17 protein-coding genes are annotated in these 15,783 nt (G+C 49.0%); 11 read left to right on the top strand and 6 right to left on the bottom strand.

Going from position 1 to position 15,783, the window contains the following annotated elements; translation table 11 throughout:
• Positions 1-14 precede the first annotated feature (14 nt).
• Positions 15-533 (bottom strand): GNAT family N-acetyltransferase, encoded by a 519-nt coding sequence (locus LJ740_RS20645; protein ID WP_229531030.1) that lies wholly within the window; start codon positions 531-533, stop codon positions 15-17.
• Positions 533-1,174, bottom strand: coding sequence for a hypothetical protein (locus LJ740_RS20640; protein WP_229531029.1), 642 nt, complete (start codon positions 1,172-1,174; stop codon positions 533-535). Before LJ740_RS20640 ends, LJ740_RS20645 begins: the two co-directional genes overlap by 1 nt.
• A 63-nt stretch (positions 1,175-1,237) precedes the next feature.
• On the opposite strand from LJ740_RS20640, the gene prmA reads away from it, so the two are divergent.
• From prmA to purH, 4 genes are all read left to right on the top strand, one after another.
• On the top strand, positions 1,238-2,116 hold the full coding sequence (gene prmA / locus LJ740_RS20635) for a 50S ribosomal protein L11 methyltransferase (RefSeq protein WP_229531028.1): 879 nt from the start codon (positions 1,238-1,240) through the stop codon (positions 2,114-2,116).
• Positions 2,117-2,259: 143 nt separating this feature from the next.
• The gene (dusB, locus tag LJ740_RS20630; protein WP_229531027.1) at positions 2,260-3,270 is read left to right on the top strand and encodes a tRNA dihydrouridine synthase DusB; all 1,011 of its coding nucleotides are present in this window, start codon (positions 2,260-2,262) and stop codon (positions 3,268-3,270) included.
• A 28-nt stretch (positions 3,271-3,298) separates the two neighbouring features.
• Complete coding sequence (fis, locus tag LJ740_RS20625; protein WP_229531026.1) at positions 3,299-3,592, top strand: DNA-binding transcriptional regulator Fis; 294 nt, start codon at positions 3,299-3,301, stop codon at positions 3,590-3,592.
• 113 nt (positions 3,593-3,705) lie between these two features.
• Positions 3,706-5,283: a bifunctional phosphoribosylaminoimidazolecarboxamide formyltransferase/IMP cyclohydrolase gene (gene purH, locus LJ740_RS20620; RefSeq protein WP_229531025.1), complete on the top strand. Its 1,578-nt coding sequence runs from the start codon at positions 3,706-3,708 to the stop codon at positions 5,281-5,283.
• Positions 5,284-5,355: 72 nt separating this feature from the next.
• On the opposite strand, the gene LJ740_RS20615 is transcribed toward purH, so the two are convergent.
• On the bottom strand, positions 5,356-5,571 hold the full coding sequence (locus tag LJ740_RS20615) for a hypothetical protein (RefSeq protein WP_229531024.1): 216 nt from the start codon (positions 5,569-5,571) through the stop codon (positions 5,356-5,358).
• Between the two features lie 83 nt (positions 5,572-5,654).
• Positions 5,655-6,326, bottom strand: a complete 672-nt coding sequence (locus tag LJ740_RS20610) for an alpha/beta hydrolase (RefSeq protein ID WP_229531023.1) — start codon at positions 6,324-6,326, stop codon at positions 5,655-5,657.
• A 178-nt stretch (positions 6,327-6,504) separates the two neighbouring features.
• On the opposite strand from LJ740_RS20610, the gene gmk reads away from it, so the two are divergent.
• The 5 genes from gmk to trmH all read left to right on the top strand — a co-directional run bounded on the left by gmk (position 6,505) and on the right by trmH (position 10,980).
• The gene (gene gmk / locus LJ740_RS20605; RefSeq protein ID WP_229531022.1) at positions 6,505-7,146 is read left to right on the top strand and encodes a guanylate kinase; all 642 of its coding nucleotides are present in this window, start codon (positions 6,505-6,507) and stop codon (positions 7,144-7,146) included.
• A gap of 158 nt (positions 7,147-7,304) precedes the next feature.
• Positions 7,305-7,580 (top strand): DNA-directed RNA polymerase subunit omega, encoded by a 276-nt coding sequence (gene rpoZ / locus LJ740_RS20600; protein WP_229531021.1) that lies wholly within the window; start codon positions 7,305-7,307, stop codon positions 7,578-7,580.
• Between the two features lie 109 nt (positions 7,581-7,689).
• Positions 7,690-9,816 carry a bifunctional GTP diphosphokinase/guanosine-3',5'-bis pyrophosphate 3'-pyrophosphohydrolase gene (gene spoT / locus LJ740_RS20595; RefSeq protein WP_229531020.1) on the top strand — a complete coding sequence of 709 codons (2,127 nt, stop codon included), beginning with the start codon at positions 7,690-7,692 and terminating at the stop codon, positions 9,814-9,816.
• Between the two features lie 14 nt (positions 9,817-9,830).
• Positions 9,831-10,217, top strand: a complete 387-nt coding sequence (locus tag LJ740_RS20590; RefSeq protein ID WP_229531019.1) for a RidA family protein — start codon at positions 9,831-9,833, stop codon at positions 10,215-10,217.
• 13 nt (positions 10,218-10,230) lie between these two features.
• Positions 10,231-10,980, top strand: a complete 750-nt coding sequence (gene trmH / locus LJ740_RS20585) for a tRNA (guanosine(18)-2'-O)-methyltransferase TrmH (RefSeq protein WP_229531018.1) — start codon at positions 10,231-10,233, stop codon at positions 10,978-10,980.
• A gap of 50 nt (positions 10,981-11,030) precedes the next feature.
• On the opposite strand, the gene LJ740_RS20580 is transcribed toward trmH, so the two are convergent.
• Entirely contained in the window at positions 11,031-11,855 is an 825-nt protein-coding gene (locus tag LJ740_RS20580) for a DUF4437 domain-containing protein (protein ID WP_377307015.1), read from the bottom strand.
• A gap of 195 nt (positions 11,856-12,050) precedes the next feature.
• Between LJ740_RS20580 and LJ740_RS20575 the strand changes: the two genes are divergently transcribed.
• Complete coding sequence (locus LJ740_RS20575; RefSeq protein WP_229531017.1) at positions 12,051-12,689, top strand: peroxiredoxin-like family protein; 639 nt, start codon at positions 12,051-12,053, stop codon at positions 12,687-12,689.
• A gap of 12 nt (positions 12,690-12,701) precedes the next feature.
• Here LJ740_RS20575 and LJ740_RS20570 read toward each other — a convergent pair whose 3' ends face one another.
• On the bottom strand, positions 12,702-13,496 hold the full coding sequence (locus tag LJ740_RS20570) for a substrate-binding periplasmic protein (RefSeq protein ID WP_229531016.1): 795 nt from the start codon (positions 13,494-13,496) through the stop codon (positions 12,702-12,704).
• Between the two features lie 172 nt (positions 13,497-13,668).
• On the opposite strand from LJ740_RS20570, the gene recG reads away from it, so the two are divergent.
• Entirely contained in the window at positions 13,669-15,744 is a 2,076-nt protein-coding gene (gene recG / locus LJ740_RS20565) for an ATP-dependent DNA helicase RecG (protein WP_229531015.1), read from the top strand.
• Positions 15,745-15,783: the final 39 nt, after the last annotated feature.

Here is a 15,783-nt window from a genome sequence, read left to right as displayed (position 1 = left end):
GTGGGATAATTTTATTATAACGTGAGTCGATACAGATCGGTGTCTTTGTTGGGGTCAAAGTCAGGCAGATTTTTTAGATACTGAAAACCGAGTTTTTTCAGCAACGCTATAGACGCGGCGTTTTCCGGAGTTACCAACGCCTCAATATGTGGCCATTGCGCCTGTTGCCTGACACTGTGCAATAAACCCGCACAGGCCTCAAAGGCATATCCTTTGCCACGCGCGATGGGTAAAAAGGCAAAACCGATATCCGGCGAGGCCAGATTGTCTCTTTTCAGCAAACCACAGGTGCCCAAAAACTCCCCCGTTTCGGCTTCCCGTACCGCCAAAACCCCAAACCCAAACTCCCGATACATGCGGGCCGGGCCATTTTTAATGTAACCTCTGGCACTGGCGAGATCAAAAACCCCCCGATCACCAATGTATTTTTTCCAGTCGGGGTCCAGGTTCAAAGCCAGAATGCCCGGCGCGTCCTGTTCTGTCAGTGGCCTAACCTGCAAACGCTCGGTGTCAAAGTGCGTATAGTGGCTCATCATCCCTCCTTGCGCAGCGCTAAAATACCGGCGGATTGCAGCAGGCCATCAATACGGTGCTGCATCTCGAGGTCGATGTTCGCCAGTCGCGGGTAGCGGGGTGCGTGTCGATCATTAACCCAGTGTTCCGCCCAGCCCAGGGTTTTTTCAATAAATTCGAACGCAAACTCTTCGCTGACATGCTCCAGACAACCGGACAGACAGGTATCGACATAGGTTTGATAAATCGGATGTGACTGGCTGGCAGCGGCAGGTTCACTGACCTGACAAATCCAGATAACCGCATCATTTAAACTCGCCATGATGTCGTTTTGAGCGGCCACACCATGATACTGAAGCTGTTGCTGATCTATCTGTACAAAATGATAGCTTTGCTCCCGTTGTCGCAACTGAGGGGTAATTTCCGCCACAGGCACCAGCATACCATTCACCGCCTGAGTCTCAGTACCGGGTATCACACCTACACAGGTATAACTGTTGTCCGGGCAACACATATTCCAGGCACGCTGCCAACCCCTCACCTGCACGGGAATGGCGTCCGCATCAATCTGACTGTAGCGAAAGCGGCTGTCATGGCTCATCAGGCTGCCATAGCCCACCACATAATGCTGGGCATGACTGGTATTTTTCTGCTTCGACAAAAGGTTATCCAGGCTAATCAATGTATAATAGCAATTAGTTTAAACATAAGGATTGAAGAATTCATGCCCTGGATTCAATTAAAAATCGACGTCACTGAAAAAGATGCCGAAGCGGTCTCTTCTCTGATGAGCGGCAACGGCGCACAGGCCGTTACCTATACCGACGCCAAAGACAGCCCCCTGTTTGAACCCAAGCCGGGTGAGCTGGTGCTCTGGCCCAATACCACTGTCATCGGTTTGTTTGAGGCAGATCATGATATGCAAGGGGTTATTCAAAGAATGACTCAAAGCAAGGTACTGGGTGAGGAATTCAGTTACACCCTGGATCAGTTGGAAGACAAAGACTGGGAAAGAGAATGGATGGACAACTTCAAGCCCATGCAGTTTGGAGACAAATTATGGATCTGTCCCAGCTGGTGTGACATTCCCGATCCCAATGCGGTAAATATTATGCTGGATCCCGGTCTTGCCTTTGGCACCGGTACTCACCCTACGACTTCCCTGTGTCTGCAATGGCTGGATAAACAGGACTTATCCGACAAAACCGTACTGGATTTTGGCTGCGGCTCCGGCATTTTAGGCATCGCGGCTATCAAACTCGGGGCCAAACGGGTAATTGGTGTGGATATCGATCCCCAGGCGCTACAAGCCACGCAGGAAAATGCCAGACGCAATCAATGCGAACAGGACTTTGAACTTTACCTACCCGAAGACCAACCAGACGAACCCGTTGATGTGGTACTGGCTAATATACTGGCCGGTCCGCTGCGGGAGTTGCGGGAATTAATCAGTGGTCAGTGTAAATCCGGCGGTCAGCTTGTGTTGTCTGGCATACTGGAAAGTCAGGCAGCAGAACTGAACACACTTTACAGTGAGTTTTTTGACATGGATGACCCCCAATTCCTGGACGAATGGTCAAGATTAAGCGGCAAAAAGCGATAAAAAGCGCTGTCAACCCGCTTGACGTCAAAAAAAAGTACAATTTGTTTAAAATCTAGCCTTTTCAAACGAGAAAAAAGTCCGTACACTTAGCGCCCTTTTGAGGACTTGGGTATTTTTTACACAGTTTTGTACAAGAGTCGGGAATGCAAATAGCACAATTTAAACTCGCTAGTAATGTGTTGCTTGCCCCGATGGCTGGCGTAACTGACCGCCCTTTCAGACAGCTTTGTCATCGTCTGGGGGCCGGGTTGGTGGTTTCAGAAATGTTATCCAGCAACCCCGATGTGTGGAAATCTCAAAAGTCCCAACAACGCATGAACCACGAGGGTGAAACTGGCATACGATCTGTACAGATCGCAGGCTCAGAACCTCACCTGATGGCTCAGGCGGCACAATTTAACGTGCAAAACGGTGCCCAGATTATTGATATCAATATGGGGTGTCCGGCCAAAAAAGTGAATAAAAAACTGGCGGGGTCCGCTTTACTGCAATACCCCACACTGGTGGAAGAAATCATTAGTGCTGTCGTTGCTGCTGTGTCAGTGCCGGTAACATTAAAAATTCGCACCGGTTGGAATACCGAAAATCGTAATGCTGTAGACATCGCCAAAATTGCTGAACGCAATGGCATTCAGTCACTGGCGGTACATGGTCGCACCAAGGCCTGCATGTACAAAGGTGACGCAGAATACGACACAATCAAAGCAGTAAAGCAGGAAATATCCATTCCAGTGGTGGCAAACGGTGATATTAACTCACCGGAAAAAGCCAAATACGTTCTGGATTACACCGGGGCAGACGGAGTAATGATTGGGCGAGGTGCCCAGGGCAATCCCTGGATATTCAACGCTATCAATCATTACCTGGCAACAGGCAATCAACTTCCCGCGCCTGCACTGTCCGAAGTAAGGGATGTGCTAATCGAGCACATTCAGAACGTTCACCAATTTTACGGTGAACTGATGGGAGCAAGAATTGCCCGCAAACATGTGGGTTGGTATTTAGCGGAGCATGATTCCAAATCATTCCGCCGGGCTTTCAATGCCATTGATGATGCACATCATCAAATTGCGGCATTGCAGGCATTTTTTGAAGAGCTGGCGATTGAACAGTCAGAAACCAACCTGGTTTCAGCTGATTCAGCGGCAGCATAAATTAACCAGGAAAAGAGCAAGACGGTATATGTTCGATCAAAACGTTACATCTCCATTCACAACTACAGTAACTACGCCTTCTCAAACACAGGCTCAAAAGCCTCTGCGTGATTCTGTAAAACAGGCTGTTAACAAATATCTTAAGCAATTAGACAACACTGACATCGACAACTTGTACGATTTAGTATTGGCTGAGGTTGAAGCGCCTTTGTTGGAAGAGATCATGACTTACACTCGTGGTAACCAGACTCGTGCAGCACTTATGATGGGTATCAACCGTGGTACTCTGCGCAAAAAATTAAAGCAATACGGCATGAACTAAGCCGAATTGACTATACTATTGAAAAGAGCACCTTAGGGTGCTCTTTTAGTTTATCCTCCACTATTCCTGACTATTTAGTCAAAACCAACTGAGTCATTAAGGTAGCTGTTTAAATGGAAACACCTAAACCTATTCGTCGCGCCCTGTTGAGCGTTTCAGACAAAACCGGAATCGTAGCATTTGCCAAAGCACTGGCTGAGCGTGATGTCGCCATCCTGTCCACCGGTGGTACAGCGAAATTGCTTGCTGAAAACGGCCTGCAGGTCACCGAAGTATCCGAATACACCGGTCACCCGGAAATCATGGCGGGCCGGGTTAAAACCCTGCACCCTAAAGTACACGGCGGCATCCTGGGTCGTCGCGGACAAGACGAAGCGGTCATGACAGAGCACGGTATCGATGCGATTGATATGGTTGTTGTGAATCTGTATCCCTTTGCTCAAACAGTAGCAAACGACGATTGCACGTTAGAAGATGCCATTGAGAACATTGATATCGGCGGTCCGACTATGGTGCGTGCAGCAGCAAAAAACCATAAAGATGTTGCCATTGTGGTCAATGCGGCCAGATACAACGACATCATCGCAGAAATGGACAACAATCAGGGTTCGCTCAGTTATAACACCCGTTTTGATTTAGCTATTGCGGCTTTTGAGCATACAGCGCAATACGACGGCATGATTGCTAACTATTTTGGTACTGCGGTATACGGTGAAGACAGCACCACGCAATTTCCACGTACTTACAATCAGCAGTTTATTAAAAAGCAGGATCTTCGCTACGGTGAAAACAGCCATCAGGAAGCGGCGTTTTATGTTGAAACCGACATTCAGGAAGCGTCCGTTGCCACAGCACAGCAACTACAAGGCAAAGAACTGTCTTACAACAACATTGCAGATACGGATGCCGCACTGGAATGTGTTAAAGAGTTCGAACAACCGGCTTGTGTGATCGTGAAACACGCTAATCCATGTGGTGTAGCCCTGGGCGACAACATTTTAGAAGCCTATGACCGCGCTTTTAAAACCGACCCCACTTCGGCCTTTGGTGGCATTATTGCCTTTAACAAGACTCTGGATAAAGACACAGCTCAGGCCATTATCGATCGTCAGTTTGTGGAAGTGATTATCGCACCTGTCGTATCTGATGATGCCAAAGCGGTACTGGCTGCCAAGCAAAACGTACGGGTTCTGGAGTGTGGTGATTGGCAAGGCCAGTTAACCGACGAGCATGACATCAAGCGCGTAAACGGCGGCTTGTTAGTGCAGGAACGCGATTTTGGTATGGTGGAAAAAGACGACCTGCAGGTCGTATCCAAGGTGCAACCCACCGAAGAACAACTGGATGATTTGTTGTTTGCCTGGAAAGTAGCGAAATACGTTAAATCCAATGCTATCGTTTACTGCAAAGATAAAATGACGATTGGTGTGGGTGCCGGCCAGATGAGCCGGGTTTATTCCGCCAAGATTGCCGGTATTAAGGCTGCGGATGAAAATCTGCAAGTCGCAGGTTCAGTAATGGCCTCTGATGCTTTCTTCCCGTTCCGTGACGGTATTGATGCCGCTGCCGAAGCAGGTATCAAAGCGGTTATTCAGCCCGGTGGCTCTATGCGTGATGAGGAAGTGATTGCTGCAGCTGATGAACACGGTATCGCCATGGTATTTACCGGTATGCGTCACTTCAGACATTAATTTGTTCGCAAGTTATCGCAATCATTAATCATTGCGATCAGTAAGAAATGTTTAGCCGGTCAAACTGGCCGGCTATTGTTCTATCGACGCTCTTTGCTCCTGCAGAGTGGCATCAAATAGCTTCAGTATTAAAATCGCCATTACCCAGGCCACGGCGAAACAACCCATGTCCAGGACAATATTGTCCAGTGACAGTTCACGCCAGTCGCGAAACAGCTCGAACCCGGTCAGGGATTCAAAAACAAAGATAATCAGCAGTGCAATAATTGCCTTCGCTAAAACTCTCATGACATTGCCCGTTAGTTGCAATGCAGCAAGTTTAGCACAAGGTGGCAATTATGGTAAATTTTATAACCTTAAAAAATCGAACGTTATTTCAGTACGTCCTGTAACCAGGCAGAAATGTCCTGCAACTGCTGTCCATGTACATTGTGTTGCATAGGGTATTGTTCGAAACGGGCATTAAAACCGGCTTCTTTTAAATTCAGATAGGCGGATTTACCCAGTGCCATCGGCACCATTTCATCGTAGGCCCCATGGGAAGCAAAAAACGGGGTATCTTTGTTGCTGTCCTGCCAGTCTTTACGACTCTGATCCGCATCACACATATAGGTGGAAAGGGTTAAGACCCCCGCCAGCTTTTGCTGCTGACGCAAACTTACATAATAAGCAATGACACCGCCCTGAGAAAATCCGGCCATTACCACCCGCTCCGGAGCGATACCGTTGGCAATCTCACGGTGGAGCAGTTGCTCTACCTGAGCGGCAGACCGCTCAACCCCCACCATGTCGGCCCGGTCTTCAAAGGATAAGGTTTTGATATCATACCAGGCGCGCATTTCCATACCATTGTTAATGGTAACCGGGATCACCGGCGCATGAGGAAATACAAATCGCACCGCCATATCTGACGGCAATCCCAGTTGTGGCACTATCGGCGCAAAACCATTACCGGAATCACCCAATCCGTGCAACCAGATCACCACCGCATCAGCGGTTTGGCTTGGGTTAACTTCAACATAGGGTAAAAGTTCGTCTGACATAGTATTTTCCTGTTGCTTGTGCCTGGGCATTTCCGGCGCTTTATTGTTATTATGAGTGTTATTACCTGGACCACTTCAACGCGCCGAGTTTGCGCTGAAGAAACTGTGCGGCAAATTATGCTAAGATTGTACAGCTGTGACCAGCCTGAAACCCTATTTTTTTAAGAAATTTCGACTTATGTCTAATACACCCGGTAATTTATACATCGTTGCAGCGCCGTCAGGTGCTGGAAAATCCAGCCTGATAAAAGCCTTCCTGGAGAATCACGCCGACGAGCGCCATCCGGTACAGGTGTCGGTTTCTCATACCACCCGCAATCCCAGACCCGGAGAAGAGAACGGCAAGCACTACCACTTTGTCAGCAAAGAGGCGTTCCAGCAATTGATCAAGGAAGAAGCTTTTTTTGAATGGGCCCAGGCCTTTGACAATTACTATGGCACTGCCAAACGCAACATTACTGAGACCTTGCAGCACGGTGTGGATGTGTTTTTAGATATCGAATGGCAGGGCGCCCGCCAGGTCAAAGCCTTACTGCCGGATACCAAAACCATATTTATCGCCCCACCGTCGCGGGAAGAACTGCGCAAACGGCTCAAAGCCAGAGGGCAGGATTCAGACGAAGTGATCGAAAAACGCATGGCCAAAGCCGTGTCGGAAATTTCCCACTACCACGAGTTTGATTACATCATAGTCAACGATGATTTTGATACTGCATTGGCAGAACTGGAAGCCATTGTATGCGCCAACCGCTTACGTAAAGAAAAACAGGTTTTGCGTTATCAGGCGTTATTTTCTTCGTTGCTGGACGAATCCCAATAAAAAGTGCTTAACAATTGAGCTTTATGCTTGGCAAAAGCCCGCCAAGTCAGTAAACTACGCAACCTTTTTCAAAAGCACAGCTGACTTAGCTTGATTTTGAAAAAACAAGTATTCATTATTTCCGTATCACATTACGGTAACCCGACTCGGAGAAACAGATGGCACGTGTAACTGTAGAAGATGCAGTAGATAAAGTAGGCAGTCGCTTTGACCTGGTGTTAGTTGCGGCACGTCGTGCGCGTCAATTAGCAACTGAAGGTAAAGAGCCACTGGTACCCGCCAGCAATGACAAACCTACGGTTCTTGCTTTACGCGAAATTGAAAAAGGTTTGATCAATTCTGAGCGCATGGATCAGGCTGAAATTCAGGAACAACAGGAAGCAGAGCAAGCGGAATTCGCCTCTGTTGCCAGCATTCTTGCCGATCAGCCGTAAGCGATCAACCAACTTTGCCTAAATGCTGAGCAGCTTCAGCATTTAGGCTTTGCATCCTGCTAAAATCCTCGTATTCTGTCACTATGTATCACTAAAAGACCGCGTTCAGTTGTACTTATTCGAGGGACTAAAACTAAAAATAGCCAATTATCTACCGCCCGAAGAGGTTGAACTGGTAGAACAGGCTTATATTGCTGCAAGGGATGCCCATGACGGGCAACAGCGCTCCAGCGGCGATCCGTATATTACCCACCCCGTTGCTGTCACCGGCATTCTGGCCGACATGCACATGGATCACGAAACCCTGATGGGCGCGTTACTGCACGATGTGATCGAAGATACCTATCACGATAAGCAAAGCCTGACCAATAGATTTGGTGAAACGGTTGCCGAACTGGTGGAAGGGGTTTCCAAGCTGGATAAATTCAAGTTCAGCAGCAAAGAAGAAGCCCAGGCAGAAAACTTCCGCAAAATGATGATGGCCATGGTGGAAGATATCCGCATCATCCTGATCAAACTGGCAGATCGCACCCATAATATGCGCACCCTCGGAGCGTTGCGTCCTGATAAACGCCGCCGTATCGCCAGAGAAACCCTGGAAATCTATGTGCCCATTGCCAATCGCCTGGGTATCCACGAAATTAAAAATGAACTGGAAGATTTAGGTTTTCAGGCCATGTATCCCATGCGTTACCGGGCGTTGAAATCGGCTGTTAAGCAAGCCCGCGGTAACCGCAGCGAAATCATTGAAAATACCCGCCAGGAAATTATCAGTCGTCTGGCGGAAAAGCAGATACAAGCCGAAGTCAGCGGACGGGAAAAGCACCTTTACTCGATTTATCGCAAGATGAAGAGCAAAGAGTTGATGTTCAACCAGATCATGGACATCTACGCGTTTCGGGTCATCGTTAACACCGTTGATGATTGTTACCGGGTGCTGGGCAGCGTGCATGGTTTGTACAAGCCAATCGAAAACAGATTCAAAGATTACGTTGCAATCCCCCGTACCAATGGTTACCAGTCGTTACACACCTCGTTAATTGGTCCCCACGGCATTCCGGTGGAAATTCAGATCCGAACCCGCGATATGGATGAAATGGCCGACAAAGGCGTGGCAGCCCATTGGATGTATAAAGATCAGGGTAAAGCCACTAAGAGCACCGCTCAGGCCCGTGCCAGAAAATGGATGCAGTCACTGCTGGAATTGCAGCAAAGTGCCAGCAGCTCCTTTGAGTTTATCGAGCACGTAAAAGCAGATTTGTTCCCGGACGAAATTTATGTGTTTACCCCGGATGGCCGTATTATCGAACTGCCGATGCAGGCCACGGCGGTGGATTTTGCCTATGCGGTACACACCGACGTGGGCAACTCCTGTGTCGGTGTACGGGTGGACCGAAAAACCTATTCGCTGAACAAACCGCTGATGAACGGTCAGACGATTGAGATAATCACCTCGCCCAGAGCCAATCCCAATGCCAATTGGCTTAACTTTGTGGTCACCGCCAAAGCCCGAACGCAAATTCGCCAGTACCTCAAGCGGCAACACGCCGAAGAAGCAATCCAGATGGGCAACCGTTTGTTGCGCCATGCGTTGGGTAAAATCAAGCTGGATGAAATCCCGGAAGAAGACAAAAACCGGGTGGTACAGGAAACCCAGCACGACAACTTTACTTCGCTGCTGGAAGACATAGGTCTGGGTAACGAACTGAGTGCCATTATCGCCCGCCGCCTTATCGGTGATTCGCAGGACAGTGATATGCTCAGTGATAAACACAAGAATATTGCGATCAAAGGCACCGAAGGGTTACTGGTCAGCTATTCTCAGTGCTGTCACCCCATACCCGGAGATGAAATTCTGGCGGTACTCAGTCCCGGTAAAGGCATATTGATCCACCAGATCGGCTGTCGCAATATCCGCAAATTGCGCAAAGAAGAGCCGCAACGGGTGCTGCCGATGCAATGGGAAGAAAACACCAGCGGCGAATTTAAAGCCTCGGTGCGCATTGAGCTGATAAACCGACAAGGTACGCTGGCAACCCTGACCAATACCGTGTCTTCTACAGATTCCAACATCATCAGCTTACAGACCGAAGAAAAAGAAAGTAATATCTATTACATTGATTTGGAGCTGACCTGTCGCAACCGCATTCATCTGGCCAATATTTTGCGTAAAATCCGCAATATGCCGGAAGTGCAATCGGTATCCCGACACAGCAAAACGAAAAGCACAACTTAAGAGAAACACCACGCATGTCCAGAGAGATCATTCATACCGAAAACGCCCCCAAAGCCATTGGCACTTATAGCCAGGCGGTCAAAGTGGGTACCACTGTGTATTTGTCGGGTCAAATTCCGCTGGTGCCTGAAACCATGGAAATGGTGTCCGATGATTTTGCCGAACAGGCACAACAGGTATTTAAAAACCTGACGGCAGTGTGTGAAGCGGCCGGTGGCTCGCTTCAACAAATGGCGAAAGTGAATATCTTTCTGACCGACCTGGGTAAATTTGCTATCGTCAACGACATTATGAGCCAGCACTTCGAACAGCCTTACCCGGCCCGCGCCGCTATAGAAGTAGCCGGATTACCCAAGGGCTCACAAATTGAAATTGACGGCGTACTGGAGCTGGTAGACTAAGCCAGCTCGTTTCGTGATTCAGGAAAGATTCCAACGCATCAAATCCGTACTGCAAAAGCGCCAGACGGATTTGACTCTGTGTCTGGAGCATATTCACAAACCCCAAAATGTCTCTGCCATTCTGCGCACCTGTGATGCGGTGGGCATTCACGAAGTCAATATTGTCTGGAACGAACACACCTATTTCAGAAAGGGCACCGCCATGGGTACCCAGCGTTGGCTCAGACACCTGAAACATCAAAGTATCGACACGGCCCATCAGCACTTTAAACAGCAAGACATGCAGGTGTTGGTCACCAACCTGTCAGATAACTCAGTGGATTTCAGAGACATTGACTATACCCGCCCCACCGCAATTGTGATGGGTCAGGAAAAGCACGGCGCCAGTGCAGAAGCCATCGCATTGGCCGATCAGGAAATTGTTATTCCCATGATGGGTATGGTGCAGTCATTGAATGTTTCGGTGGCCGCTGCACTCATTTTGTATGAGGCACAGCAACAACGACAAAAAGCCGGTTTATACGATAAAGTCCGTATCTCCGATGAAGATCTCAATGCCCTGCTGTTTGAGGGTTGTCACCCCGCGCTTTTTGCGCAAGCTAAAGCCAAACACCTGCCGATACCACAACTGGATGAAAACGGTGAGGTACAGGCCTCTGAACAGTGGTGGCAGGCCATGCAACTCAGTCAAACTTCAGACTCAGCCAGGCCAGACACCAGCGGGAAAACGGCAACCGATGACGACCTGTTCTCCAATATCTGACCGTTTCCTCTGATATCCAGATATCTCAGCCTGAGATCCAAATACCACTGTCAGTCTGTTGTGGCAAGGCTGACCCCGGCACGACTGCGAAGATACAATACCAAAGGCTCCTGCGGGTCCACTTTAACGGGGTGCGTATATTCAGCTTCGGAAGCAAAATACCCTCCCATCGTCAGGGCCTTTTGTAATCCTCCATCGGGCATGAGGTAGGTTAAACCGCCAGAAACCACAACGGCGCGAAGTGTACCGGAGTCAGATTGCAGCGCCCCATTGAATCCGGCGGGCAAACGCAGCAATGCTCCGCGCAGCCTGCCCGGCTGAGTGTCGCCCCACAAATAAGCTATTTCAGCATCCTCATGCTCAGGTAACGCCTGCCATACCAGATTATCACGATGCAGGTTTACCGGCCTTTCACCATTGTCAAAGCCTTCACTACTGGGTTTAACCAGGTAGGGGCCCGCTTCAATTTCCAGATAAATCAGATTGTCCTCAGCATTCGCCGCCGTAATATGATTTTCACCTGCAGGCTGGGTCCAAAATGACATAGTTGGCATCCACATCGTCTCAGCGTGTGGGTCGTCATTGTGCATAGCACCAGCAAGCACTACTCCCCGGTAACTAATATTGTGAATATGTGGCGGCGATGAAAATCCTTTGCGAAACCGTACCAGCATACCTGTAGCCTTATCCTGACTGCGATCACCCCATAAGTTGGCTGCAGCCGGGCTTTTGTCGCCACGTAAGGGATTCAGGTACCCCCATTGCACTTCATCTGCGCTCACCACCACTGGATTTTGCCCGGATTGCGCTGCCATTACCTGCCAGTTAATGAGCACTCCCAGAGCGACAAACCGCCAGCACCTTGTTAATTTCATATTGCATCCTGTTCAATGTTACAAAAATTGCTCTCAGTGGGGATATTAAACCTTTAATAAATACAGGATAATCGACAATATTCCTGATGCAGTTTCAATTTTTTATTGATAATAATAAATAATATCGCTTCTCTGAAAGCAAACCGGATTATTCCAGGTCAATGGGAGGTAACTATGGTTTTAAGAAGTAATACGATGAAAAAACTCTCACTATTTGCACTACTTTGTTTTATTAATTTTACGGCACTGGCTACCGGCCCGGAAAACATCGCGGCAACGGCGGATGAAGTGCGCCCGGTGCTCAATGGTCAGTCATTACCTGATGTCACCCTGTACGATCTCGACGACAAACCAGTAAAATTACAAGCACTGCTCAAACAACAACCTACCGTTCTGATTTTTTACCGTGGTGGTTGGTGCCCATACTGCAACGCGCAGCTCGCCGGTCTGAAGGACATCGAAAGCAAAGTCATGGATTTGGGTTATCAAATCGTGGCCATTTCACCTGATTCACCCGCCAGGTTAAAGGAGCAAGCTGTGGACAGCGACTTCAAAGTTAAACTGCTGTCCGATAAAGATTTTTCAGTGAGCAGCGCATTGGGTATAGGATTCTTCTTACCGGATGATGTCGCCAACCGCTATCGCAATAAAATGGGTATTGAGTTTGTCGCCCTGGATGGCACCAGCAAAGTGGCATTGCCAGTACCTGCGGTTTACATTGCAGACCAACAGGGACTTGTGCATTTTAACTATGTTAACCCCAATTTCCGGGTGCGCATTTCACCGGAATTATTGTATCAGGCCGCAAAAACGCTGGACCTGCAACAGCAATAAGTAGTCAGGTTGTTACAGACGGCGGTTAATAATCTGATCAACCTTTCCGGCTTGTTTTAACGCCACAATGGACTGGTTGATCAGCTGCAACAATTGCGGGTTAACCTGTTTGTGAAACGCGATACTGGTGGGCAGTTCCGCCAAATTCAGCTGGATCTTAATTTGCTGTTTAGGGCCCTGTAACTGTTGCAGTTGATATCTGATGATATCCACCGAATAAGCAATCGCATCAACGCGCTGTTTGAGCAACATTTGCAATAATTCTTTGGAACTGAGCACATGGGTCAGATGGATTTCATCTGGCCCTAAATCCTTGAGTAACCTCTCACCAATATCATCCCGCACCACGCCTATCACATACTGGTTAATTTGCCCTAAATCGGTCAATGTAAGGTCACTGTCTTTTAAGGTGATCAGCGCTATTTGCTCGGTAAATAAAGGCTCACTCAAGGCGAACAAGTTATCGCGTTCAGGGGTGTAGGCCATGGTCAGCAAGGCGGCTTGTGGATTATTGCTGATCTCTTTAACGGCCCTTGCCCAGGGGAAAACCAGGACTTGTTTGTGGCTATTGAAGGGCACCTTGTGAGCCTCAAAAATTTGCTCAAGAATTTCCACCGCAATGCCTTTGACCTGGTTATCCTCACGATAATGGTAAGGTGGATATTGCTCGGTTATCCATAACATCTGATTCACGGTATCGCTCATTAGCGGTTTTAAAGGCTCTTCCCCATTGGCACCCCAACTCAACAACAGCAACGACATCAAACAACAAAACAAACGACAGGGGAAACAAACCTTAGAAATCAACCGGACAACCTTTTTTTATTCTTAATGAAAAGACCTACTATATACAATTGTGGGCGGGCTTGTCCGGTTTTAAGCTGCACAGCTGTTTTTTAACAAACAACTGGTTTTTTATTCAGTATTATTAGACACTTAAACGATTGAATAAGTATTGAAGGGAATATACGCTGTTCATATGCAATCACTTTCGATAAAACCCGTATCGGAGTTAAAAGGCGTCGGCGCCAAAGTGGCAGAGAAACTCAATGGTATGGGCCTGAAAACCGTTCAGGACGTGCTGTTTCACTTGCCGCTGCGCTATGAAGATCGTACCCGTATTTACCCTGTTGCCGATCTGAAACCCGGTGTCTCCGCTGCAATTGTTGCCGAAGTTAAACGCGCCAATATCAGTTATGGCCGAAAACGTACCCTGTTGGTAAACGTGGCCGATCAATCCGGCTCTGTCACCCTGCGCTTTTTTTATTTTTCGGCGGCCCAGGCCAAAAACATGACCGAAGGCACACAGCTGCGCTGTTTTGGGGAGGCCCGCCCTGGTAAACACGGGCTGGAAATGGTGCACCCTGAATATCGCATCCTGAACAGTGAATCAGAACAACAGGTAGAAGAAACCCTGACCCCGGTATACCCCACCACAGAAGGTATAAAACAACTGACCTTGCGCAATCTCACCGAGGCTGCACTAAAGCTGCTGGACAAAGGCGGCTTGGCGGAGTTATTACCCGACGGGCTATATCCCAAACAGTTAAGCATGAAACAGGCACTGCGGGTGGCTCACCGTCCCACGCCGGATATTGCAGTAACCGAACTGCTGGAAGGTAAACACCCGGCACAGGAAAGGTTGATCCTGGAAGAGTTGCTGGCTCATCACCTCAGCGTGCTGAAAGTAAAACACCAAACCCAGGCCGACCCGGCTATCAGTATCCCGCCATCTCAGCAGCTGCGCTCCAGGTTTTTACAGAGCCTGCCCTTTAAGCCCACCGGCGCACAGCAGCGGGTGAGCGCCGAAATAGAACGAGATTTGCTGCTCAATCGCCCTATGATGCGTCTGGTGCAGGGTGATGTGGGTTCGGGCAAAACCCTGGTGGCCGCCCTAGCCGCCCTACACGCCATTGAACAGGGCTTACAGGTGGCCTTAATGGCCCCAACCGAAATACTGGCAGAACAACACTTTATCAATTTCAGCCAATGGTTTGAGCCACTGGGTATTTCCTGCTCCTGGCTGGCCGGTAAACTCAAAACCAAAGAGAAAAATCAGGCATTGCAGCAGATTGCCGATGGCAGCGCGCAATTGATTGTGGGAACCCATGCCCTGTTTCAGGAGCAGGTGACCTATCAAAAACTGGCGCTGGTGATCGTAGACGAACAACACCGCTTTGGCGTGCACCAAAGACTGGCACTGCGGGAAAAAGGTGAGGTGTATGGCTACTTCCCTCATCAGTTGATCATGACCGCCACCCCCATTCCCAGAACACTAGCCATGACCGCCTACGCCGACCTGGAAACCTCGGTTATTGACGAATTACCGCCCGGACGCACCCCGGTAAAAACCGTGGTACTGCCCGACTCACGACGGGGTGATATCATTGAGCGGATTCGCTCGGTATGCCATGAACAAAAACGCCAGGTGTACTGGGTATGCACCCTGATTGAAGAATCTGAAACCCTGCAATGCCAGGCAGCTGAAGACACCAAAGTGATACTGCAAACTGCCCTGCCGGAACTGAATATTGGCCTGGTACACGGCCGTCTCAAGCCGGATGAAAAACAGGCGCTCATGCAGGCCTTTAAACAGGGTGAGTTAGATTTACTGGTGGCCACCACCGTGATCGAAGTGGGTGTCGATGTGCCCAACGCCAGCCTGATGATTATCGAAAATGCGGAACGCCTGGGCCTGGCGCAACTCCACCAGTTGCGGGGACGTGTAGGGCGCGGAGGTGTCGAAAGCCATTGTGTGCTGATGTATGCCAGCCCCTTGTCGAAAACTGCGCAACAACGCCTTGCGGTATTGCGGGAAAGCAACGACGGCTTTGTCATAGCGCAAAAAGACCTGGAAATCCGTGGCCCCGGAGAGTTGCTGGGCACCAAACAGACCGGTCTGGCCAATATGAAAATCGCCGATCTGGTGCGGGATGCCTGGCTTATTCCGCAGGTACAGAAAATTGCCACTCATCTGTGGCAACATCACCCGGCCAATGCCAATGCTATCATTAACCGCTGGCTGCCCTACAAAGAGAAATACGGTAATGCCTGACGTATCGCCTGAGCAACACATAAAACAATTTTGCCGGAA

It is taken from the genome of Planctobacterium marinum, from assembly GCF_020687805.1.
Lineage (GTDB): Bacteria > Pseudomonadota > Gammaproteobacteria > Enterobacterales > Alteromonadaceae > Planctobacterium > Planctobacterium marinum.
The sequence above is the reverse complement of the archived record's forward strand: the minus strand, read 5'-3'. Positions and strand labels throughout refer to the sequence as shown.